This is a genomic window from Pseudomonas sp. PSB18 (assembly GCF_014596565.1).
GTDB lineage: Bacteria > Pseudomonadota > Gammaproteobacteria > Pseudomonadales > Pseudomonadaceae > Aquipseudomonas.
Genome location: NZ_NOIN01000002.1, coordinates 429,222 through 450,979, shown reverse-complemented (window position 1 = coordinate 450,979; position 21,758 = coordinate 429,222). Strand labels below are relative to the sequence as shown.

At 61.6% G+C, this 21,758-nt stretch carries 23 protein-coding genes and 1 pseudogene; 11 read left to right on the top strand and 13 right to left on the bottom strand.

The window, feature by feature from the left end; all coding sequences use genetic code 11:
• Nucleotides 1–30: 30 nt before the first annotated feature.
• The 3 genes from rpoZ to CGA22_RS06185 form a co-directional block, all read right to left on the bottom strand.
• A complete protein-coding gene (rpoZ, locus tag CGA22_RS06195; RefSeq protein ID WP_003177259.1) occupies nucleotides 31–294 on the bottom strand; it encodes a DNA-directed RNA polymerase subunit omega in 264 nt (87 codons plus the stop codon).
• Nucleotides 295–461: 167 nt separating this feature from the next.
• Nucleotides 462–1,082: a guanylate kinase gene (gene gmk / locus CGA22_RS06190; protein WP_041023881.1), complete on the bottom strand. Its 621-nt coding sequence runs from the start codon at nucleotides 1,080–1,082 to the stop codon at nucleotides 462–464.
• 12 nt (nucleotides 1,083–1,094) lie between these two features.
• Nucleotides 1,095–1,958, bottom strand: coding sequence for a YicC/YloC family endoribonuclease (locus CGA22_RS06185; protein WP_041023880.1), 864 nt, complete (start codon nucleotides 1,956–1,958; stop codon nucleotides 1,095–1,097).
• Between the two features lie 277 nt (nucleotides 1,959–2,235).
• Here CGA22_RS06185 and rph point away from each other — a divergent pair, with 277 nt between their 5' ends.
• Both rph and CGA22_RS06175 read left to right on the top strand, forming a co-directional pair.
• Nucleotides 2,236–2,958, top strand: coding sequence for a ribonuclease PH (gene rph, locus CGA22_RS06180; RefSeq protein WP_024780256.1), 723 nt, complete (start codon nucleotides 2,236–2,238; stop codon nucleotides 2,956–2,958).
• 29 nt (nucleotides 2,959–2,987) lie between these two features.
• Nucleotides 2,988–3,356, top strand: coding sequence for a DUF4870 domain-containing protein (locus CGA22_RS06175; protein WP_041023879.1), 369 nt, complete (start codon nucleotides 2,988–2,990; stop codon nucleotides 3,354–3,356).
• Nucleotides 3,357–3,532: 176 nt separating this feature from the next.
• Here the strand turns inward: CGA22_RS06175 and CGA22_RS06170 are convergent, their stop codons facing one another.
• Nucleotides 3,533–4,312, bottom strand: coding sequence for an exodeoxyribonuclease III (locus tag CGA22_RS06170; protein ID WP_013694557.1), 780 nt, complete (start codon nucleotides 4,310–4,312; stop codon nucleotides 3,533–3,535).
• 83 nt (nucleotides 4,313–4,395) lie between these two features.
• Between CGA22_RS06170 and pyrE the strand changes: the two genes are divergently transcribed.
• A complete protein-coding gene (gene pyrE, locus CGA22_RS06165; RefSeq protein WP_041023878.1) occupies nucleotides 4,396–5,040 on the top strand; it encodes an orotate phosphoribosyltransferase in 645 nt (214 codons plus the stop codon).
• Nucleotides 5,041–5,226: 186 nt separating this feature from the next.
• Here the strand turns inward: pyrE and argB are convergent, their stop codons facing one another.
• The 4 genes and pseudogenes from argB to coaBC form a co-directional block, all read right to left on the bottom strand.
• Nucleotides 5,227–6,132 (bottom strand): acetylglutamate kinase, encoded by a 906-nt coding sequence (gene argB, locus CGA22_RS06160; protein WP_041021292.1) that lies wholly within the window; start codon nucleotides 6,130–6,132, stop codon nucleotides 5,227–5,229.
• 27 nt (nucleotides 6,133–6,159) lie between these two features.
• Nucleotides 6,160–7,563: pseudogene (locus tag CGA22_RS06155) on the bottom strand (phosphomannomutase/phosphoglucomutase); the annotation flags it as partial.
• Between the two features lie 251 nt (nucleotides 7,564–7,814).
• The gene (dut, locus tag CGA22_RS06150; RefSeq protein WP_041022863.1) at nucleotides 7,815–8,270 is read right to left on the bottom strand and encodes a dUTP diphosphatase; all 456 of its coding nucleotides are present in this window, start codon (nucleotides 8,268–8,270) and stop codon (nucleotides 7,815–7,817) included.
• A gap of 5 nt (nucleotides 8,271–8,275) precedes the next feature.
• On the bottom strand, nucleotides 8,276–9,484 hold the full coding sequence (coaBC, locus tag CGA22_RS06145) for a bifunctional phosphopantothenoylcysteine decarboxylase/phosphopantothenate--cysteine ligase CoaBC (RefSeq protein ID WP_041022862.1): 1,209 nt from the start codon (nucleotides 9,482–9,484) through the stop codon (nucleotides 8,276–8,278).
• A gap of 145 nt (nucleotides 9,485–9,629) precedes the next feature.
• Here coaBC and radC point away from each other — a divergent pair, with 145 nt between their 5' ends.
• The gene (radC, locus tag CGA22_RS06140) at nucleotides 9,630–10,304 is read left to right on the top strand and encodes a RadC family protein (protein ID WP_041022861.1); all 675 of its coding nucleotides are present in this window, start codon (nucleotides 9,630–9,632) and stop codon (nucleotides 10,302–10,304) included.
• Nucleotides 10,305–10,409: 105 nt separating this feature from the next.
• On the opposite strand, the gene CGA22_RS06135 is transcribed toward radC, so the two are convergent.
• On the bottom strand, nucleotides 10,410–11,999 hold the full coding sequence (locus CGA22_RS06135; RefSeq protein ID WP_041022860.1) for an ABC transporter substrate-binding protein: 1,590 nt from the start codon (nucleotides 11,997–11,999) through the stop codon (nucleotides 10,410–10,412).
• A gap of 63 nt (nucleotides 12,000–12,062) precedes the next feature.
• Between CGA22_RS06135 and CGA22_RS06130 the strand changes: the two genes are divergently transcribed.
• The 3 genes from CGA22_RS06130 (at nucleotide 12,063) to rpmG (ending at nucleotide 12,836) form a co-directional block, all read left to right on the top strand.
• Complete coding sequence (locus tag CGA22_RS06130) at nucleotides 12,063–12,239, top strand: hypothetical protein (protein ID WP_156996925.1); 177 nt, start codon at nucleotides 12,063–12,065, stop codon at nucleotides 12,237–12,239.
• A gap of 196 nt (nucleotides 12,240–12,435) precedes the next feature.
• On the top strand, nucleotides 12,436–12,669 hold the full coding sequence (rpmB, locus tag CGA22_RS06125) for a 50S ribosomal protein L28 (protein WP_003177273.1): 234 nt from the start codon (nucleotides 12,436–12,438) through the stop codon (nucleotides 12,667–12,669).
• A gap of 11 nt (nucleotides 12,670–12,680) precedes the next feature.
• Complete coding sequence (rpmG, locus tag CGA22_RS06120) at nucleotides 12,681–12,836, top strand: 50S ribosomal protein L33 (RefSeq protein WP_003177274.1); 156 nt, start codon at nucleotides 12,681–12,683, stop codon at nucleotides 12,834–12,836.
• A 133-nt stretch (nucleotides 12,837–12,969) separates the two neighbouring features.
• On the opposite strand, the gene CGA22_RS06115 is transcribed toward rpmG, so the two are convergent.
• Nucleotides 12,970–13,332, bottom strand: coding sequence for a cupin domain-containing protein (locus tag CGA22_RS06115; protein WP_041022859.1), 363 nt, complete (start codon nucleotides 13,330–13,332; stop codon nucleotides 12,970–12,972).
• Nucleotides 13,333–13,564: 232 nt separating this feature from the next.
• On the opposite strand from CGA22_RS06115, the gene CGA22_RS06110 reads away from it, so the two are divergent.
• Together CGA22_RS06110 and CGA22_RS06105 are read left to right on the top strand one after the other, a co-directional pair.
• Nucleotides 13,565–15,058: an aldehyde dehydrogenase gene (locus CGA22_RS06110; RefSeq protein ID WP_041022858.1), complete on the top strand. Its 1,494-nt coding sequence runs from the start codon at nucleotides 13,565–13,567 to the stop codon at nucleotides 15,056–15,058.
• A 154-nt stretch (nucleotides 15,059–15,212) separates the two neighbouring features.
• On the top strand, nucleotides 15,213–16,355 hold the full coding sequence (locus CGA22_RS06105) for an MFS transporter (RefSeq protein ID WP_188258512.1): 1,143 nt from the start codon (nucleotides 15,213–15,215) through the stop codon (nucleotides 16,353–16,355).
• Between the two features lie 15 nt (nucleotides 16,356–16,370).
• Here CGA22_RS06105 and CGA22_RS06100 read toward each other — a convergent pair whose 3' ends face one another.
• Nucleotides 16,371–17,939: a phospholipase D family protein gene (locus CGA22_RS06100; protein WP_041024410.1), complete on the bottom strand. Its 1,569-nt coding sequence runs from the start codon at nucleotides 17,937–17,939 to the stop codon at nucleotides 16,371–16,373.
• 60 nt (nucleotides 17,940–17,999) lie between these two features.
• The gene (locus tag CGA22_RS06095; protein WP_041024409.1) at nucleotides 18,000–19,433 is read right to left on the bottom strand and encodes a PLP-dependent aminotransferase family protein; all 1,434 of its coding nucleotides are present in this window, start codon (nucleotides 19,431–19,433) and stop codon (nucleotides 18,000–18,002) included.
• A 181-nt stretch (nucleotides 19,434–19,614) separates the two neighbouring features.
• On the opposite strand from CGA22_RS06095, the gene CGA22_RS06090 reads away from it, so the two are divergent.
• Nucleotides 19,615–19,860 (top strand): DUF1127 domain-containing protein, encoded by a 246-nt coding sequence (locus CGA22_RS06090; protein WP_041024408.1) that lies wholly within the window; start codon nucleotides 19,615–19,617, stop codon nucleotides 19,858–19,860.
• A gap of 60 nt (nucleotides 19,861–19,920) precedes the next feature.
• On the opposite strand, the gene CGA22_RS06085 is transcribed toward CGA22_RS06090, so the two are convergent.
• Entirely contained in the window at nucleotides 19,921–21,234 is a 1,314-nt protein-coding gene (locus CGA22_RS06085) for an NAD(P)/FAD-dependent oxidoreductase (RefSeq protein ID WP_188258511.1), read from the bottom strand.
• Nucleotides 21,235–21,380: 146 nt separating this feature from the next.
• Here CGA22_RS06085 and CGA22_RS06080 point away from each other — a divergent pair, with 146 nt between their 5' ends.
• On the top strand, nucleotides 21,381–21,734 hold the full coding sequence (locus tag CGA22_RS06080) for a YkgJ family cysteine cluster protein (RefSeq protein ID WP_041023335.1): 354 nt from the start codon (nucleotides 21,381–21,383) through the stop codon (nucleotides 21,732–21,734).
• Nucleotides 21,735–21,758 lie beyond the last annotated feature (24 nt).

Genomic DNA, 21,758 nt, shown 5'->3' with positions numbered 1-21,758 from the left:
CGCGCCGTGCTACGTCGACCAGGCATAGATTTAGACCGCCTCGTTGGACTCGTCCTCGAACGCTGCGAACAGCGGTTCGTCTTCAACGATTTCAGCGTTGGCGATGAACTCGTAGCTCATCAGGCCTTCGGCGATTTCACGCAGCGCTACCACGGTAGGCTTGTCGTTTTCCCACTGGACCAAGGGCTCTTTGCCGCCGGTGGCCAGTTGACGGGCACGCTTGGTAGAGAGCATGACCAGCTCAAAGCGGTTTTCCACGTGTTCTAGGCAGTCTTCAACGGTTACGCGGGCCATGGTATTCCTCGGAGCGAATGCGATATGCGCGCTGCCCGGTTGGGCGAGCGGACTCGACAGTTTAAAAAAACACCAGCGTTTAGGGAAGCGCTGATTTTTTGACCAAACCCCTCGGCGCGCTGCAAGCACCAATGTAAAGCCGTTGCAGCGGTTTTGGGAAGGGGCGGTCAGCCCAGCAGTTCGGCCAATAATTTACCGAAACGTTGCTGCTGGCGTTTCTGTTGCAGCTGATTGGCGCGGAAAACCGCCTTCAGGTCGTCCAGCGCGTGGGCGAAATCGTCGTTGATGATCAGGTAATCGTAGTCCACGTAGTGGCTCATTTCGCTGACCGCTTCACGCATCCGGCCTTCGATGATTTCGTCGCTGTCCTGGCCACGGTTGGTCAGGCGCTGGCGCAAGGCTTGCTGGCTCGGTGGCAGGATGAAGATCGAACGGGCCTGTGGCATCAGCTTGCGCACCTGTTCGGCGCCTTGCCAGTCGATTTCCAGGATCAGGTCGTGGCCTTCGTCCAGGGTCTGCTGCAAATAGCTCTGCGAGGTGCCGTAGAGGTTGCCGAAGACTTCGGCGCGCTCCAGGAAGTCGCCATGCTCGGCCATCTTCACGAACTCTTCGCGGTCGACGAAGTGGTAGTTCACGCCGTTCACTTCACCCGGGCGCATGGCGCGGGTGGTGTGGGAGACCGAGACGCGGATCTGCGGCTCGGCGTCGATCAGGGCCTTGACCAGGCTGGTCTTGCCGGCGCCCGAGGGCGCGGAAATGATGTAGAGAGTGCCGGTGCTGTGGGTCATGTCGGGTTAGCCTTACTCAATGTTCTGCACTTGTTCGCGCATCTGCTCGATCAACACCTTGAGGTTGACCGCAGCCTGGGTGCTGCGCGGGTCGAAGGCTTTGGAGCCCAGTGTATTGGCTTCGCGGTTGAGTTCCTGCATCAGGAAGTCCAGGCGGCGACCGGCCGCACCACCGGACTTGAGCACCCGGCGGACTTCGATGATGTGGGTGCTCAGGCGATCCAGTTCTTCGGCCACGTCGCTTTTCTGCGCGAGCATGACCATTTCCTGTTCCAGGCGCTGCGGATCCAGCTCGGCCTTCATGTCGGCGAAGCGATCCAGGACTTTCTGGCGTTGGGTGGCGAGCATCTGCGGAACCAGTTCGCGCAGGGTCGTCACGTCTTCTTCGATGGAGGTCAGGCGCTCGTTGATCAGCCGGGCCAGTTCCGCGCCTTCGCGCTCACGGCCGGCCTTGAGTTCCTTGAGCCCCTGGTTGAACAGCGCCAGCGCTTCGGTGTTCAGTGCCTGGGGATCGCTGGCGTCACCCACCAGCACGCCGGGCCAGGCCAGGACTTCCAGCGGGTTCAGGGCGGCGGGGTTCTTGATCAGGCTGGCAACGGTTTCGGCCGCGGCCACCAGTTGCGCGGCGCGCTCGCGGTCCACTTGCAATGGCTTGCCGGTGCTTTCTTCGGTAAAGCGCAGGGTGCATTCCAGCTTGCCCCGGGACAGGCCCTGGCGCAGTGCTTCGCGCACGCCGCCTTCCAGGTCACGGAAGGACTCGGGCAGGCGCAGGTGCGGCTCCAGGTAGCGGCTGTTGACCGAGCGCAGTTCCCAGCTCAGCGTGCCTTGGGCGCCGGCCTTTTCGACGCGGGCGAAGGCGGTCATGCTGTGCACCATGGGAGATTCCTCGCAATGCAGGCCGGGCACGACCGGGGGTCGTGGCGCCTGGAGTCTGTGGATAAAAAGCCGACGGGCAGCAAAGGCGCAGGATTGTAGCGCAGTGAGGCGCATGCCCCAAACCGTGCCTGTGACAAAGCGCTGCAGCCCGTCGGGCGGGCCTTTGAGCGGCATGCGCCGCGGCGGTTTTAAAACGGCCCGACGTTTTAAACTGCCCTAGGACGATTCGCGGCTTTATAATGCCGGCAGTTTTCCGTCCTCTGTACAGGTGTTCCCTATGAAACGTCCAAGTGGTCGCGCTGCCGATCAGCTCCGCTCGATCCGCATTACCCGCAACTACACCAAACACGCCGAGGGATCCGTACTGGTCGAATTCGGTGATACCAAGGTCATTTGCACGGTCAGCGTCGAAAACGGCGTGCCACGGTTCCTCAAGGGCCAAGGCCAGGGCTGGTTGACGGCCGAGTACGGCATGCTGCCGCGCGCCACCGGTGAGCGGAACCAACGCGAGGCCAGCCGTGGCAAACAAGGCGGGCGCACCCTGGAAATCCAGCGTCTGATCGGCCGCTCGCTGCGCGCTGCCCTGGACATGTCCAAGCTGGGTGACGTGACGCTGTACGTCGATTGCGATGTGATCCAGGCCGACGGCGGAACCCGCACGGCCTCCATTACCGGCGCCATGGTTGCGCTGGTCGATGCCCTGAAGGTGATCAAGAAGCGCGGCGGCCTCAAGGGCGGCGACCCGCTCAAGCAGATGATCGGCGCGGTGTCCGTGGGCATGTACCAGGGCGAGCCGGTGCTGGACCTGGATTACCTGGAAGACTCCGCCGCCGAGACCGACCTGAACGTGGTCATGACCAGCGCGGGCGGCTTCATCGAAGTCCAGGGCACCGCCGAAGGCGCGCCATTCCAGCCTGAAGAGCTGAACGCTATGCTGGAGCTGGCGAAGAAAGGCATGAGCGAAATTTTCGAACTGCAAAAGGCCGCCCTGGCCGATTGATCTACAGCGCTTCAGACAAGGAGAGCGTCATGAGTGATGAACAAGTGCTTCTGCCCCAGCCGGACAGGGAAGCGCGTCAATGGGCGATGTTTTGTCACCTGTCCGCCTTGTCGGGGCTGGTGATTCCGTTCGGCACACTGATTGGTCCGCTGGTGCTCTGGCAGGTCAAGCGCGAATCCGATCCGTTCGTCGACGCCCAGGGCAAGGAAGCGCTGAACTTCCAGATCACCGTGGCGATTGCCTCGCTGATCAGCCTCCTGCTGATGGTCGTGGTGATTGGTTTCTTCCTGTTCGGGCTGATCGCCATCGGCGCGCTGGTGTTGACCATCATCGGCGGGATCAAGGCCAATGAAGGGCAGCCGTACCGGTATCCGTTTACCTGGCGGGTGATCAAATAACGATCAATGCATAACCCTGTGTGGGAGCGAGCCTGCTCGCGAAAGCGGTGGGTCAGTCAACATCGATGTTGAATGATAAATAGCTATCGCGAGCAGGCTCGCTCCCACAGGGGGAAGTGATTGCCCACAAAAAAACCGACGGTGCTGTCGGTTTTTTTGTATCTGCGAAACGACGCTTAGATCGTCAGCGTCCAGTCGTAATCCACGATCAGCGGCGCATGCTGCGAGAACCGTGGCTGGCGCGGCAGGCGGGCGCTACGGACGAAGCGGCGCAGGCCGGGCGTCAGCAACTGGTAGTCGAAGCGCCAGCCGAGGTTGAGCATCTCGGCCTGCTCGTTGTCCGGCCACCAGCTGTACTGATCGCCTTCGCGGCTGACTTCGCGCAGGGCGTCGACATAGCCCATGTTGCCGATGATCTCGTCCATCCAGGCCCGTTCAGGCGCCAGGAAACCCGGGGACTGCTGGCTGTCGCGCCAGTTCTTGATGTCCAGCTTCTGTTGCGCCACGTACAGCGAGCCACAATAGATGTACTCGCGACGTTTGCGCCGCTGCTTATCCAGGTAACGGGCGAAATCGTCCATCAACTTGAATTTCTGATTCAAATCTTCATCGCCGTTCTGCCCCGAAGGGAGCAATAAGGTCGCGATGCTGACCTTGTCGAAATCGGCCTGCAGGTAGCGCCCGTAGCGGTCCGCCGTCTCGAAACCGAGACCGTTGATGACAGCCTTCGGTTGCAGCCGCGAGTACAGAGCCACGCCACCCTGGGCGGGGACTTCGGCATCGCAGGCATAAAGGAAGTAACCATCCAGTTGGAAGGCTGCATCGTCCAGTTCAAAGGCGGAGGCGCGGGTGTCCTGCAGGCAGATGACGTCGGCATTCTGTGCTTGCAGCCAACTGAGCAAACCTCGCTCCACTGCAGCCTGAATACCATTGACGTTCACACTGATGATCCGCATAAATGGCCCCAAAAATCACGTGCGTGTATGATACACGCCGTGTACCTATTTAGCTAAATCCGCGGTATTTGAGGCTTTTTTTCATGCAGGCGTATCAGCGCGATTTCATTCGCTTTGCCATCGATCGCGGAGTTTTGCGCTTCGGTGAGTTCACCCTCAAGTCCGGGCGCACGAGCCCGTACTTCTTCAATGCCGGCCTGTTCAACAGCGGTTCTGCCCTGGCCCAGTTGGGTCGTTTCTATGCGGCGGCCATTGTCGAGAGCGGGATTCCGTTCGACGTGCTGTTCGGCCCAGCCTACAAAGGCATCCCGCTGGCCGCCACCACCGCCGTCGCCCTGGCCGAACACCACGACCGCGACCTGCCCTGGTGCTTTAACCGCAAGGAAGCCAAGGCCCACGGTGAAGGCGGCAGCCTGGTGGGCGCGCCGCTGACCGGTGACGTGCTGATCATCGACGACGTGATCACCGCCGGCACCGCCATCCGCGAAGTGATGCAGATCATCGCTTCCCAGGAAGGCGCCAAGGCCGCCGGCGTGCTGATTGCCCTGAACCGTCAGGAGCGTGGCAACGGCGAGCTGTCGGCGATCCAGGAAGTGGAGCGCGACTTCGGCATTCCGGTCATCAGCATCGTTTCGCTGACCCAGGTCCTGGAGTTTTTGGCCGACGACCCGCAGCTCAAGCAGCATTTGCCGGCGGTTGAAGCTTATCGGGCGCAGTTCGGCGTCTGATCGGCTTGCACAATCCCCTGTGGGAGCGAGCCTGCTCGCGATAGCGGCGGATCAGTCAACATCAGTGTTGAAGCCCATTCCGCCATCGCGAGCAGGCTCGCTCCCACAGGGGGATCTCGCAGGTGATCGGTACAAAAAAAGACCCCGCTCAGTCAGGCCGAGCGGGGTCTTTTTCATGGGTATTGCTTAAGCGCGCTTGCGATTACTGATTAAGGTACCCACGCCGGTGTCGGTGAAGATCTCCAGCAGGATCGCATTCGGCACCCGGCCGTCGATGATCAGCGAACTGCCGACGCCGCCTTGCACCGCTTCCAGCGCGCAACGGATCTTCGGCAGCATGCCGCCGTAGATGGTGCCGTCCGCGATCAGATCGTCGACCTGTTGGGTCGACAGCCCGGTCAGGACCTTGCCCGATTTGTCCATCAGGCCGGCGATGTTGGTCAGCAGCATCAGCTTTTCAGCTTTCAGTGCTTCGGCGACCTTGCCGGCCACCAGGTCGGCGTTGATGTTGTAGGACTCGCCGTTGGCGCCCACGCCGATAGGCGCGATCACCGGGATAAAGTCGCCCTTGACCAGCAGGTTCAGCAGGTCGGTGTTGATGCCGACCACTTCACCCACCTGGCCGATGTCGATGATTTCCGGTTGGGTCATTTCCGGCGTCTGGCGGGTGACGGTGAGTTTCTTCGCCCGGATCAGCTCGGCGTCCTTGCCGGTCAGGCCGATGGCGCTGCCGCCATGGCGGTTGATCAGGTTGACGATGTCCTTGTTGACCTGGCCGCCGAGGACCATTTCCACCACGTCCATGGTCTGCGCGTCAGTGACGCGCATGCCATCGATGAAGTGGCTTTCGATCGCCAGGCGCTTGAGCAGATCGCCGATTTGCGGACCACCGCCATGCACCACCACCGGGTTGATGCCCACGGCCTTCATCAGCACGATGTCGCGGGCGAAGCCGGTCTTCAGCTCCTCGCTTTCCATCGCGTTGCCGCCATATTTGATCACCAGGGTCTTGCCGACGTAGCGTCGGATATAAGGCAACGCTTCGGACAGGACCTTGGCGGTGTTGGTGGCGGCTTCGCGTTCGAGGGTCATTCAGGGCTCCAGTGGCGCTTCAAAAAATCAAAACGGTAGTTGAAGATCGGGTGCAACACGTTTGAGTTGGGTGTGGAACACATCCTTGATGCGCTGCAGCTCGGCTTCGTTATCGGCCTCGAAACGCAGGACCAGCACCGGTGTGGTGTTGGACGCGCGAACCAGGCCCCAGCCGTGGGGATAGTCGACCCGTACACCGTCGATGGTGGTCAGTTCGGCCCCTTCGCCCCATTGAGCGTCGTGCAGTGCATCAATGATGCTGAATTTGCTCTCTTCGGTCACATGGATATTGATTTCCGGCGTAGAAATATCGTTCGGGAAGGTCGCGAACAGGTCTTCGGCGCTGGATTGCTCCTTGCTGAGGATCTCCAACAGGCGTGCGGCGCTGTAGATGCCGTCGTCGAAACCGAACCAGCGTTCCTTGAAGAAGATGTGGCCGCTCATCTCGCCGGCCAGCAGGGCGCCGCTTTGCTTCATTTTCTTCTTGATCAAGGAATGACCGGTTTTCCACATCAGCGGACGGCCGCCGTATTCCTTGATCAGCGGCACCAGGCGACGGGTGCATTTAACGTCGAAAATGATCTCCGCATCGGGGTTGCGGGCCACGACGTCCTTGGCGAACAGCATCAGCAGGCGGTCAGGGAACACGACGCTGCCGGTATTGGTCACCACGCCCACGCGGTCGCCGTCGCCGTCGAAGGCCAGGCCCAGGTCGGCGTTGGTTTCCTTGACCTTGGCGATCAGGTCTTCGAGGTTTTCCAGTTTGCCCGGGTCCGGGTGGTGGTTGGGGAAGTTGCCGTCCACCTCGCAGAATAGCGGGATGACCTCACAGTTCAAGGCTTCGATCAGTTGCGGGGCGATCACGCCGGCCGCGCCGTTGCCGCAGTCGACCACCACTTTCAGGCGACGGGCCAGCTTCACGTCCTTGACGATTTCGTCACTGTAGCGCTCGAGGATATCGACCTTGGTGACGGTGCCCTTGCCGCTGCTCAGCTCGTTGGTCTTGAGGCGGGTGTGCAGGGCCTGGATCTGCTCGTTGGCGAGGGTGTCGCCGGCGATGACGATCTTGAAGCCGTTGTAGTTCGATGGGTTGTGGCTGCCGGTGAGCATCACGCCGGATTTGCCGGCCAGTACGTTGGCGGCGTAATACAGCGCCGGGGTCGGGACCAGGCCGACATCGCTGACGTGGCAGCCGCTGTCGGCAACGCCCTTGATCAGCTGCTCTACCAGCTCGGGGCCGGACAAGCGCCCATCGCGGCCGACGCACACGTTCGGTTCGCCCTGGGCCAGGCTCTGGGAGCCAATGGCGCGGCCGATCCAGTAGGCGGTTTCGCCGGTCAGGGTTTCCGGCACCACGCCGCGGATGTCGTAGGCGCGGAAGATGCTGTCAGGGAAGATCGGTGCGATTGCGGCTGGGGTGTTCATGGGCGGGACGCTCTATTCAGAAGGTGACTGGACAGGCCGACGGTCAGCGTCGGCAGGCTCAAGCTGAAGGGTATGACGGCGTTTTTGACAGAGAGTTCGTGGTGGGAAAGTGCCATGAGACAGCGTTACCCTGGCCCCGCTCGCCTAATACCTTGATTCCGGATGGGAAACCTAGCAGAAAGCCATTGCGCATTTTTTGCCCTGAAACAGAAGCTTAATAAACCGGCCGGGCCGCATGCCCGGCCCGATTCCGCCTGTCAGTGACTGCCGGAGTGCCCGAAACCGCCCGCGCCGCGCTGGCTCTCGTCGAATTCCTCGACCAGTTCGAAGTGGGCCTGGACCACCGGTACCAGCACCAGTTGGGCGATGCGTTCGCCCACCGCGATATTGAATGTCGTATGACCACGGTTCCAGCACGACACCATCAGCTCGCCCTGGTAGTCGGAGTCGATCAGGCCCACCAGGTTGCCCAGCACGATACCGTGCTTATGACCCAGCCCCGAACGCGGCAGGATCAGCGCGGCCAGGCCCGGATCGCCGATGTACACCGACAGGCCAGTGGGAATCAGCAGGGTCTGGCCCGGCTCCAGAAGAGTGTCCTGCTTGAGCATGGCCCGCAGGTCGAGGCCGGCGGAGCCCGGTGTGGCGTATTGCGGCAGCGGGAATTCATTGCCGATGCGGGGGTCGAGGATCTTGGCTTGTAGAGCGTGCATGTCAATTAAACCTGGTTCAGCCGTTCGGCGATAAAAGTGATCAGCTGGCGGGCGATCTTGCCTTTGCTGGTCTGGGCGAAAAGGGTGGCGTGCAACTGGCGGTCGATCACGCTGCAGGCGTTTTCTTCGCTGTTGAAGCCGATGCTCGGGTTGGCGACGTCGTTGGCGACGATCAAGTCCAGATTCTTGTCCTTGAGCTTGCGCGCGGCGTAATCGAGCAGGTTTTCAGTTTCGGCGGCGAAGCCGACGCTGAAGGGACGGTCGGGACGGGTGGCGATGGTGGCCAGGATATCCGGGTTGCGGACCATTTGTAATAACAGGCCGTCGCCGCTCGTAGGGTCTTTCTTCAATTTTTGCGGGGCTATGACTTCAGGACGGTAGTCCGCTACCGCTGCCGAGGCGATGAACAGGTCGCAGGGGATGGCCGCTTCGCAAGCCGCGAGCATGTCCCGAGCGCTGACCACGTCGATGCGGGTCACCCGATCCGGCGTCGGCAGGTGCACGGGGCCGGTGATCAATGTCACCCGGGCGCCGGCTTCCACCGCGGCCTCGGCCAGGGCGAAGCCCATTTTTCCGGAGCTGTGGTTGGTGATGTAGCGCACCGGGTCGATGTTTTCCTGGGTCGGTCCGGCGGTGATCAGCACGTGCTTGCCGGTCAGGGCGTGACGCTGGAAGCAGTCGGCGGCACATTGGGCCAGGTCGGTGGCTTCGAGCATGCGGCCCATGCCCACATCGCCGCAGGCCTGGCTGCCGGAGGCCGGGCCAAAGACTTTCAGGTCGCGGCTTTCGAGGAGCTGCAGGTTGGCCTGGGTTGCCGGATCGCGCCACATGGCCTGGTTCATGGCCGGTGCGACAGCAACCACGGCGTCGGTGGCGAGCACCAGGGTGGTCAGCAGATCATTGGCGATGCCTTGGGCGAGGCGGGCAATCAGGTCGGCGGTGGCCGGGGCGATCAGCACCAGGTCGGCCCATTTGGCCAGTTCGATATGGCCCATGGCGGCTTCGGCCGCCGGGTCGAGCAGATCCAGGTGGACCGGGTGCCCGGACAGGGCCTGCATGGTTAGCGGGGTAATGAATTCGCTGCCGCCACGGGTCATGACGACTCGCACTTCCGCGCCCTGGTCGATGAGTCGGCGAACCAGCTCGGCGCTCTTGTAGGCGGCAATGCCGCCGCCGACGCCCAGAACGATGCGTTTCCGATACAGCCGCTGCATAAGCCTGCCTTTGGATTTCAGTGGTCAGTGCAGGACGAACCTCTCGACAGCAGCCTGCCAGGGTGCAAATCGCCTGCAAAAAAGATGGGCTACGATATCACAGCGACCGCTATGGAACAGCGGTGCCCACCATCAGGGAGAGCCTATGAGTATTCGGGATTGGCCCGTGGCCGAGCGGCCGCGGGAGAGGTTGTTGACTTCGGGGGCAGGGAGTCTTTCTGACGCCGAGCTATTGGCGATTTTCTTGCGAACCGGCGTGTCGGGGAAAAGCGCGGTGGATCTGGCGCGACAACTGTTGACTCAATTTGGCAGCCTGCGCGCGCTGCTTGAAGCCGACCAGATCACCTTCAGCAGCCAGATGGGCCTGGGACCGGCAAAGTTCGCGCAGTTGCAGGCGGCCCAGGAGATGAGCCGGCGGCACCTGGCCGAACGGGCACGGCAAAGAACGACGCTGGAAAGCCCGGGCATCGTCCGTGAGTATCTGAAATCGATGCTGCGCCACGAGCCCCACGAAGTGTTTGGCTGCCTGTTTCTCAATTCCAGGCATCAGGTGTTGGGCTTCGAGACGCTGTTTCGTGGCTCCATCGACAACGCCAGCGTTCATCCTCGGCAAGTGGTCAAGCGCGCCTTGGCCCACAACGCCGCCGCGCTGATCCTGTGCCACAACCATCCCTCCGGCAACACCGAGCCCAGCCAGGCCGACCGGTTGCTCACCGAGCGACTCCAAGAGGCGTTGGAGCTGATTGACGTGCGGGTGCTCGATCACTTTATCGTCGGCGATGGGGAGCCGCTGTCGATGGCGGAGTATGGGTGGATGTGAAGCAGCGGCAAGCTGTCAGCTTCAAGCTGCAAGTTCAGAGCTGGGTGTGATCTGCTCTTGGGCTTGCAGCTTGCAGCTTGCAGCTTGCAGCTTGCAGCTTGCAGCTTACGGCTTGAGGCTGACCTTCGAGTAATCCTGGCGCCCGAACGGGCTGACCGCATAACCCTGCAGGTCCTTGCGGACCAGGGCGAACGCGGTCGGGTGCGCCAGCGGTAGCCACAGAGCCTGTTGCTGGATCTGCGCCTGGGCCTGTTCATAGAGTTTGGTGCGCACGCCCTGTTCGCCGGTGGTCTTGCCGGCGCTGATCAGCTTGTCCAGGTCCTGGTTGCAATAACGGGCGAAGTTGGTACCGGACTTGACCGCCGCGCAGGAAAACTGCGGCGTCAGGAAGTTGTCCGGATCACCGTTGTCGCCGGCCCAACCCATGAACAGCAAGTCATGCTCGCCGGCCTTGGCGCGACGGATCAGTTCCCCCCATTCGATCACCCGGATTTCGGCCTGGATGCCGATTTCCGCCAGGTCGGATTGCAGCAGTTGTGCGCCGAGGCTGGGGTTGGGGTTCAGCAGGCTGCCGGAAGGGCGGGTCCAGATGGTGGTCTGGAAACCCTCTTTCAATCCGGCCTTGGCCAGCAGCTCGCGGGCCTTGGCCGGGTCATGGGCATAGCCGGGCAGGTTCCTGGCGTAGCTCCAGGTGTTCGGCGGGTAGGGGCCGTTGGCCGCTTCGGCGGTGCCTTCGAAGACGGTCTTGAGGTAGCTGGCCTTGTCGAAGGCGAGGTTGATGGCCTGGCGCACCTCGGGTTTGTCCAGGGGCGGATGCTGGCTGTTGATTGCCACGAAGGCGGTCATGAAGGCGTCGGTCTGCTCCACCTTCAAGGTCGGTTCCTGCCGGGCGGCCTGCACGTCCAAAGGCTTGGGCGACAGGGCGATCTGGCATTCGTTGCGCCGCAGTTTCTGCAGGCGCACGTTTGCATCCGGTGTGATGGCGAAGATCAGCGGGTCAACCTGGGGTTTGCCGGCGAAGTAATCGTTATTGGCCTTGTAGCGAATCGAGGCGTCCTTCTGGAACCGGTTGAAGATGAACGGGCCGGTGCCGATGGGCTGGTTGTTGAGTTTTTCCGGGGTGCCGGCCTTCATCAACTGATCGGCGTATTCAGCCGAATAGATCGAGGCGAATCCCATGCTCAGGGTGGCCAGGAAGGTGGAGTCCGCGTGATCGAGGGTAAAGCGCACGGTCAGCGGGTCCAGTGCGTCGATTTTCTTGATCAGCGTCGGCAGTTGCATGGATTGGGCATGCGGGAAGCCGCTCTGGGCGACTTTATGCCAGGGATTGGCAGGGTCCAGCATGCGTTCGAAGCTGAACTTCACGTCTTCGGCGCTCAGGTCACGATGGGGGGTGAAGTATTCGGTCTGGTGGAACCTGACCTTTGGATGCAGCTTGAACACGTAGGTCAGCCCATCGGGCGAGACATCCCACTGCTCGGCCAGGCTGGGGACCACCTTGCCGCTGGCGGTGTCGAATTCCACCAGTCGGTTCATCAGGACGTCGGCGGAGGCGTTGGTGGTCGTCAGCGAGTTGTATTGGACGACATCGAACCCCTCCGGGCTGGCCTCGGTGCAGACGCTCAGGGCGGCGGCCTGGGCCAATGGGCTGATCAGCAGGGGGGCGAGCAACAGTGAGAGGGCAGCGAGGCGCATGATCGGTTTCCTTGTCAGGTCGAAGGCCCATCTGCGAGTGCAGTCTGGAAAAGGCCTACCCTAGTGGGCTCGCTGCCAAATGACTATCCCCTTTTTGCTTTTTCCGGCACCCTGCGCCCGCGCATTGATGCGCTAAAACCTGTCGACGATGAAAAAACCTGGATGCCGCGACGAGCGGTCACCGCCATCGCCAGCCTTTGCCGCAGCCGTTCGGCACGGCTGACCGAGGATTCCCGGTAAAGACAAATCACACTGGCTGTTGTTGCACCGAGGTCTTTCTGGTATAAAGCAGCGCTCTTTTCTAGGGGCCCGGTTCCTTCACTGTAGGTGTAGCCGGTAAGACCCTTAAAGAAACGCGGCGCCTGGCGCCAAATGACTGAGAGATTAAGCGGCCAACCCATGCCGGGTTGGGCATGTGGTTTTAGAGGGCTGAGGCATGTCTAGAGTCTGTCAAGTTACCGGTAAGGGTCCGGTGACTGGGAATAACATTTCCCACGCAAACAACAAAACCCGTCGTCGTTTCCTGCCGAACCTGCAGCATCACCGCTTCTGGGTTGAAGAAGAGAAACGTTTTGTGCGTCTGCGCGTATCTGCCAAGGGCATGCGTATCATCGACAAGCGTGGCATCAGTGTCGTGCTGGCCGAACTTCGTCGCGATGGCAAGGTTTAAGGGAGCTAATCATGCGTGAATTGATTCGTTTGATCTCGAGCGCCGGTACTGGTCACTTCTACACTACCGACAAGAACAAGCGTACTACCCCGGACAAAATCGAGATCAAGAAATATGATCCGGTTGTTCGCAAGCACGTGATCTACAAGGAAGGCAAAATCAAGTAATTGATTTTTCCCTCTTTACGAAAAAGGCCCGTATCGCGAGATACGGGCCTTTTTTGTGGCTGGCTTTCAGCCCTGACCCAATCCCTGTGGGAGCGAGCCTGCTCGCGATGGGGCCAGCCCGGCCAACGAAAACTCAAGCCTTCTGTTCAAACACCACATAGATCTTGCGGCACGGCTCCAGCACTTCCCATGTGCCCTTGAAGCCCGCAGGAATCACGAAGCGATCGCCTGCACGCAGTGTCTTGGCATTGCCGTCATTGTCCCGCAACACGGAAACGCCCTGGACGATCTCGCAGTATTCATGCTCGGTGTAGTTGACCGTCCACTGGCCGACCGCGCCTTGCCAGACGCCGGCATTCATTTGCCCACAGGGGCTGTTGTAGTGGTTGTACACGGCTTGTTCGGGATCGCCCTTGAGAACCTTCGCCGGGTCCGGGCGATAGCGATCGGCGACGGTGCTGGCCTGGCTGAAGTCGACGATGTCCTGGATGCTCATTTCCGTAATCCCCCGGTGATTGCTTGGAAGGCTCGAGTCTATGTTTATTAAAACGAACATCGCAAGGCTGTTTGCCGGCCTTGTGTCAAATATATTGAAACTTGAGGGGCGGCTGGTTTAGGGTGGCGGGTGCCCTGTGCCGAAAATATGCGCGAAAACCGGCTGGCCGGGCAGAATTCCTGAGCGGGCGCCCCCTGCGACGCTCATACCCCAATAAGAGGAGGACACTCGCATGACCACCCTGACTCGTGCCGACTGGGAACAACGCGCCCGCGATCTGACCATCGAGGGCCGCGCCTTCATCAACGGCGAATACACCGATGCGGTGTCCGGCGAAACCTTCGATTGCATCAGCCCGGTCGATGGCCGTCTGTTGGGCAAAGTCGCCAGCTGCGATGCCGCAGACGCTCAGCGTGCCGTCGAAAACGCTCGTGCGGTCTTCAACTCCGGCGCCTGGTCGCGCCTGGCGCCGAGCAAACGCAAAGCCACCATGATTCGTTTCGCCGGCCTGCTCAAGCAGCACGTCGAAGAGCTGGCCCTCCTCGAAACCCTGGACATGGGCAAGCCGATCAGCGATTCCCTGAATATCGATGTGCCCGGCGCGGCACAAGCGTTGAGCTGGAGCGGTGAAGCCATCGACAAGCTCTACGACGAAGTGGCTTCGACCCCGCACGACCAGCTGGGCTTGGTCACCCGCGAGCCCGTCGGTGTGGTGGGCGCCATCGTACCGTGGAACTTTCCGCTGTTGATGGCCTGCTGGAAGCTCGGTCCGGCACTGTCCACCGGCAACTCGGTGGTCCTCAAACCGTCGGAAAAATCCCCGTTGACCGCCATCCGCATCGCCGCACTGGCCGTCGAAGCCGGGATTCCGAAAGGCGTGCTCAACGTCCTGCCAGGCTACGGCCATACGGTCGGCAAGGCCCTGGCTCTGCACATGGATGTCGACACGCTGGTGTTCACCGGTTCCACCAAGATCGCTAAGCAACTGATGATCTACTCCGGCGAATCCAACATGAAGCGCATCTGGCTGGAAGCCGGCGGCAAGAGCCCGAACATCGTGTTCGCCGATGCCCCGGATCTGCAGGCCGCCGCCGAAGCCGCGGCCAGCGCCATTGCGTTCAACCAGGGCGAGGTCTGCACCGCTGGCTCGCGCCTGCTGGTGGAACGCTCCATCAAGGACACCTTCCTGCCGCTGGTGATCGAAGCCCTCAAGGGCTGGAAGCCGGGCAATCCGCTGGACCCGGCGACGAATGTCGGTGCCCTGGTCGACACCCAGCAGATGAATACCGTGCTGTCCTACATCGAAGCCGGGCACAGCGACGGCGCCAAGCTGGTGGCCGGTGGCAAGCGGATCCTCGAGGAAACCGGTGGTACGTATGTCGAGCCGACGATTTTCGACGGCGTGAGCAACGCCATGAAAATTGCCCAGGAAGAGATTTTCGGTCCAGTCTTGTCGGTGATCACTTTCGATACCGCCGAGGAAGCCGTCCAGATTGCCAACGACACGCCGTATGGCCTGGCGGCGGCGGTATGGACCCGGGACATCTCCAAGGCCCACCTGACCGCCAAGGCCTTGCGCGCCGGCAGTGTGTGGGTGAATCAGTACGACGGTGGCGACATGACCGCGCCGTTCGGTGGCTTCAAGCAGTCGGGTAACGGCCGCGACAAGTCGCTGCACGCCTTCGACAAATACACCGAGCTGAAGTCGACCTGGATCAAGCTGTAACAGCACACGCTGATCCCCTGTGGGAGCGAGCCTGCTCGCGATAGCGGTATGACAGTCGACAGCTTTGTTGAATGTTGCGCCGCTTCGCGAGCAGGCTCGCTCCCACATTGTTTTGGGGGATCCGGAATCGATGACTACCCACAGGAGTGTGGAAATGCGTTGGGCGACTTATTTCGCCGTGTTGGCCTCTGTCCTGAGCGTCGGCCTTGCCCTGGGAGTCAGCATGCCGCTGGTGTCGCTGCGCCTGGAGGGCTGGGGTTATGGTTCGTTCGCCATTGGGGTAATGGCGGCCATGCCGGCGGTTGGGGTGTTGCTCGGGGCCAAGGTGTCGAGCCGTCTGACGGCGCGGTTTGGGACTGCGAACTTGATGCGCCTGTGCCTGTGGGGCGGGGCACTGTCCATCGGATTGCTGGCGCTGTTGCCCAGTTACCCGGTCTGGCTGGTGCTGCGGCTGGTGATCGGGGTGGTCCTGACCCTGGTGTTCATCCTCGGCGAGAGCTGGATCAATCAACTGGTGGTTGAACAATGGCGTGGTCGGCTGGTGGCGCTGTATGGCGCCAGCTATGCCCTCAGCCAGTTGTCCGGTCCGCTGTTGCTCGGTGCGCTGGGTACTGTTCACGACTATGGATTCTGGGTGGGCGTCGGCCTGCTGCTGATGGCGCCTTTGCTGTTGCTCGGTCGCAGTGGAGCGCCTACCAGTGAAGCCGGTAGCGTTACGTTTGGCGATTTGTGGGTATTTTGCCGAGGGCTGCCGGCGATCGCCTGGGCGGTGTCGTTGTTCGCGGCTTTCGAGGCGATGATCCTGACATTGCTGCCGGTGTATTGCCTGCGCCAGGGGTTCAGTGCCGACGTCGCGCTGGCGATGGTCAGTACCGTGGTGGTCGGTGATGCCTTGCTGCAACTGCCCATTGGCGCCCTGGCCGATCATGTGTCCCGACGAACCTTGCTCACGGGCTGCGCGGTGGTGCTGACTTTATCGAGTCTGGCGGTTCCGTTGCTGATCGATACCGTACTGATCTGGCCGCTGTGGGTGCTGTTCGGCGCTAGTGCGGGTGGCTTGTTCACCTTGTCGTTGATCCTGATCGGTGAGCGTTACCGTGACGATGCGCTGGTGCGGGCCAACGCCCATATTGCCCAGCTGTGGGGAATCGGTTGCCTGATCGGTCCCCTCGTGGCGGGAGCGGGTAGCCAATGGATCAGCGGGCATGCGCTGCCGTTGTTCATGGCGGCGGGGGCGTTTGGGCTGGTGATTCTGTTGTTGCGCCAAGGTGCGTTCGGGGCTACACAGCCTGCCTGACAGGGGCGGACAGCCCTACAACATTTTTTCCAGCCCGATGGTCGTCGCAAACCAGGCATTGAACCGGCGCCACCAACTGCCGGGCTCGCGATCCAGGTCATGGAGTTTGCCGTTGTCTTCAGTGGTCCAGACGAGCTTTCCATCTTCCAGTCGCGCGTGGTAGCTCAGGGCCGGTGCCATGCCCTGCAAGGCCAGGTCACGGACCTGGTCGGCGAGTTCGGGACTGTCCACCAACACGCCGACCTCGGTGTTCCACAGCACTGAGCGCGGATCGAAATTGAATGAGCCGATGAACGCCTTCTGTCGGTCAAAAATGATCGCCTTGCTGTGCAGGCTCGAGTCCGATTCTCCGTAGGACTTGCTATAGAACAGGTGAGGGCTGCTGCCGCCCTTGTCGCCGGGCTGGCGCCGCAACTCGTACAGCCGCACACCGTGCTCCAGCAGCGCCTTGCGATAGGGCGCGTAACCGCCGTGCACCGCCGGCACGTCGGTAGCTTCCAGGGAGTTGGTCAACAGGCTTACCGACACACCGGCATCGGCGCGGCTGGTCAGGTACACCAACCCAGGCTGACCCGGCACGAAGTATGCCGAGATCATGATCAGCTCCTTGCTGACGCCCGTCAGTTCTGGGCCTAGCTGGGTGGTCAGCAACAGGTGCGGATCCGGCTCGTCCTTGGCCAGCACCTTGCTGGGCGCGTCCCACAACGCCTGGTTCCAGGCCCAGACCAATTCGTTGCGCCAGATATCCAGGCGCGGCTGGGTCCGGTAGGTGGTTAGCTGCTGGTACAGCGCGTGGTTCTCCTTCTGCGTCTGCTCCAGGGACTCTTGCAGGCGCAGGCGGCTGTTGGCCAAGTCCTTGGCGGTGGGTCGATGGGACAGGAACTGTTCGATGGGCTTGCTCAGGGCACTGTTCCAATACTGGTCGAAGCTGTGCCCCAGTTGCTCGGCCACCGGGCCGACGCCAAGCAGGTCGATATCGGTGAAATTCAGGTGAGGTTCGGCATCGAAGTATTCATCCCCCAGGTTGCGCCCGCCGACGATGGCCATGCTGTTGTCCGCCAGCCAAAGCTTGTTGTGCATCCGCCGGTGTTGCAGCGACAGGTTGAACAGCCGGCCGAGGCTGCGGGTCACGCCGGTGGCGCGCCCCAGATGCAACGGGTTGAACAGGCGGATCTGGATCTGCGGGTGGACGCCGAGGGTCGAAATGATCTCTTCCTGGCCGTCGCTGGTGGTGTCGTCCAGCAGGATCCGCACGCGCACGCCCCGGTCGGCGGCCCTGAGTACCTCGTCCACCAGCATCCGGGTGCTGATGCCGTCGTGAACGATGTAGTACTGCAAGTCCAGGCTGCTTTGCGCGTTACGAATCAGCTCGGCCCGGGCGGTAAAGGCATCGGTGCTGTTGGAGAGCAGGCGGAATCCCGAGCGTCCTTCGTGCGGTGCGGCCTGGGCCTGGACCGAGCGCCCGAATGACGATTCGGACGCCGGCAACGCCTGGGAAGGCTCACGGGTGATATCAACGCTGGCACAGCCTCCCAACAGTGAGGCGACAAGCAGTAGCGCAGGCAGGACCGGTGTGGATCTCACGTAGGATCGTTCCGCTTGTTGGCGTTGATGAGTGTCGGGGGCTGCTTCCCCAAGTAGCATTCAGACGCCGTCGCCCTGGGTTTCGTTCAACAGCGCGATGGCGGCGGCCCCTACCTTACGCACGGCTTCCTCGATCTGTGCCGTTGGCTTGGCAGCGTAGTTCATCCGCAGGCAGTTGCGGTATTTGCCCGATGCCGAAAAAATGCTGCCGACCGCGACCTGCACACCCTGGTCATGCAAGACCCGGTTGAGCTTCAGCGTATCGAAACCTTCGGGCAATTCGACCCACAGCATGAAGCTGCCCCGGGGACGACTGGCGCGGGTGCCCGACGGAAAGTATCGGCTGACCCAGTCGATCATCACGTCGCGATTGCGCTGGTACTGTGTGCGCATCCGGCGCAAATGGGGTTCGAAATGCCCGCCCTTGAGGAACTCGGCGATGGCGATCTGCGGTTGCGGCGCGGTGGAGCCGGTGCTGATGTACTTCATGTGCAACACCCGCTCCAAGTACCGGCCCGGTGCGACCCAGCCCACTCGCAGGCCCGGCGCCAGGGTCTTGGAGAAAGAACTGCAGAGCAGGACGCGACCATCTTCATCGAAGGATTTGATCGTGCGCGGTCGTGGGTAGGTGTAGGCCAGGTCCCCATACACATCGTCTTCGATGATCGCCACGTCGAAGCGCTGTGCCAGGCTCAACAACGCGCGTTTGTTCGCCTCCGGCATGATGTAGCCCAGCGGGTTGTTGCAGCTGGGCGTCAACTGTATGGCCTTGATCGGCCATTGCTCCAGCGCCAGTTCCAAGGCTTCCAGGCTGATGCCCGTGAGTGGGTCGGTGGGGATTTCCATGGCCTTCATACCCAGGCCCTTGAGGGTCTGCATGGCGCCATGGAAGCTGGGTGAGTCCACCGCGACGATATCGCCTTGTTCGCAGGTGGCGCGAATGCTGACAGACAGCGCTTCGTGGCAGCCGGTGGTGACAATCAGGTCGTTGGCTCCCAACTGACAGCCCGAATCCAGCAGCAGGCGGGCAATCTGTTCGCGTAATGCGAGGTTGCCGTAGATATTGTCGTAATACAGCCCGGGCATGTCCTGCCGACGGCTGATCTGGGCCAGGCTGCGCAGCAGCGGTTTCATGGTGGGCGAGTGGATGTCCGGCATGCCGCGCCCCAGTTGCACCACATCCTTGCGTGGCACGGCGCGTATCAACTCCAGCACCTGGTCCCATTGTGAAATATCCACTGGACGCTGGGCCGGACGGCCTATCGCCGGAAGGTCCGGCAACTCACGGCTGACCGGAACGAAATAGCCGGATTTGGGCTTCGGCATCGCCAATCCGCTGTCCTCCAGCACGCGATAGGCCTGCTGCACCGTGCTCAGGCTGACCCCATGTTCCGTGCTCAGTGCCCGCACCGACGGCAGCCGGTCGCCGGGGCGATAGAAACCCTGTTCGATGCGGGTGCCGAGCAATTCGGCGAGGTTCACGTAGAGGGTCATGGCGCGCTCTCGATAGGTGGGGTAGCAGGTAACCAATACAGTTGGCCGGTAAAAACAGCATTCAGTGGCAAAAAGGCCTTATCTGTATGCAAATAAAATACAGATGTTGAATCTGTATTGATTTTGGCCGTCCGCGCATCATGAAACCTCTGGCTACCCAAGTAAACAGGAGCAATGAAAAATGAACGGCTTGAGCGATGTGCGGCTGACGCTACACAGTCAGGAACTGGAGGCTGGGCAGGAAAAGGAACTTCGAGGCGCAAGGTTTCGAAATGCTCCGACCTGCCTGGGCCGCTGGGGCCTGTTCTGGCATCGTCTGCATACACGTCGAGTCTTGCTGGAGCTGACACCCGAACAGTTGCGTGATATCGGGATGGATCCGCAGCAGGCGCGGGAGGAGGCCCTCAAGCCGTTCTGGCGGGGTTGATCCGTGGCGAGGGGATAAATCCCCTCGCCACAAACAGCACCACTTATAGTGTCATTCGGATCAAACCAGCTCTTTCAACCTGTGCCACAACATCCCCAACGCCAGCAGCGGCGAGCGCAAGTGCTTGCCGCCGGGGAAGGTGATGTGCGGGACCTGGGCGAACAGATCGAACCCACCGCCTTGCTGCCCACTGATGGCTTCGGCCAACAGCTTGCCGGCCAGGTGCGTGGCGTTCACGCCATGGCCGGAATAGGCCTGGGCGAAGTACACGTTGGGTTGATTCTTGAGGCGGCCGATCTGCGGGAGACGGTTGGCGCCGATGCCGATCATTCCGCCCCATTGATAGTCGATCTTCACCTCCGCCAACTGCGGGAAGACCTTGAGCATCTTCGGACGCATATACGCGGCGATGTCCTGCGGATCGCGACCCGAATAATGACAGGCGCCGCCGAACAGCAAGCGGCGATCCGCCGAAAGCCGGTAGTAATCCAGCGCCACCCGCTGGTCACAGACTGCCATGTTCTGTGGCAACAGCGCTTGGGCCTGAGCCTGGCTCAAAGGTTCGGTGGCGATGATGTAGCTGCCGGCGGGCAGCACCTTGCCGCTCAATTCCTGGTTGAGGCCGTTGAGATAGGCATTGCAGCCGAGCACCAGGGTCTTGGCGCGAACCGTACCTTGCCGGGTGTGCACTTTCACTTCCGGACCATAATCGATCCGGGTAACCGCCGATTGCTCGAACAGCCTGACCCCCAGCCGTTGCGCGGCGTCGGCTTCGCCCAGGGCCAGGTTCAGTGGATGCAAATGGCCGGAGCCCATGTCGATCAGGCCGCCGACATAGCGGTCCGAGCCCACCACGCTGTGCATTTCATGGGCTTGCAGCAGCCGGGTCGGGTGGCGGTAGCCCAGGCTGCGCAGTTCCTCGGCGTCCTCGGCGAAGCCTTCCAGGTCGGCGGGTTTGTTGGCGAGGTCGCAGTAACCCCAGGTGAGATCGCAAGCGATCTGGAAACGCTCGACGCGCTGCCGGACGATTTCCACTGCCTCGAGGCCCATGAGTTTCATCTGACGCACGCCCTCGGCGCCGATGACCGGGGTGAATTGGTCCAGGCCATGACCGACGCCGCGGATCAACTGGCCGCCATTACGCCCACTGGCACCCCAGCCGATCTTGTGCGCTTCCAGCAACACGACGCTCATGCCGCGTTCGGCCAGTTCGATGGCCGTGTTCAGCCCCGAGAACCCGCCACCGACCACGCAGACATCCGCCAGCAGCTCGCCTTGCAGCAGCGGATGGTCCGGTTGCGGCAGGCTGCTGGCGGCGTAGTAGGAGGCGGCGTGCGCGTGGCTCGGGACAGGTTGCTGAACACGGGCGTTCATGTGCGTAATCCTGATTATTGTGTTTGAGAAATTTTACGGAGCATAAGCCGCGGATTCCTCCGTGAGCAACAGTGGTCGGCTGGCGCTGTCTGGTATAGGGCTTTTAGGGCAGAATCCGGAGCAGTCCCCACCAGGTAACCGCCTCGATGAGCTGCAACAGTCAGAAAATCCGCACGCTGCGCCAGCAGATTCCCTCGTTCGAGTGCGTACCGGGCTGCCATGACTGCTGCGGGCCGGTGACCACGTCTCCCGAGGAAATGGCCCGTCTGCCGCGCAAGACCCGCGCCGAGCAGGACGCCGCCCTGGAGGCCCTCGACTGCGTGCACCTGGGGCCGAACGGTTGCACCGTGTATGACGAGCGGCCGCTGATCTGCAGGCTGTTCGGCACCACGGCGACGTTGCCGTGTCCCAATGGGCGGCGCCCGGTGGAGTTGATCCATCCCAGGGTCGAGAAGCAGATCCATGAGTACATGGCTGCCAATCGGCAGGTGTTGGTCTAGCGAGATCGTTCCCACGCTCTGCGT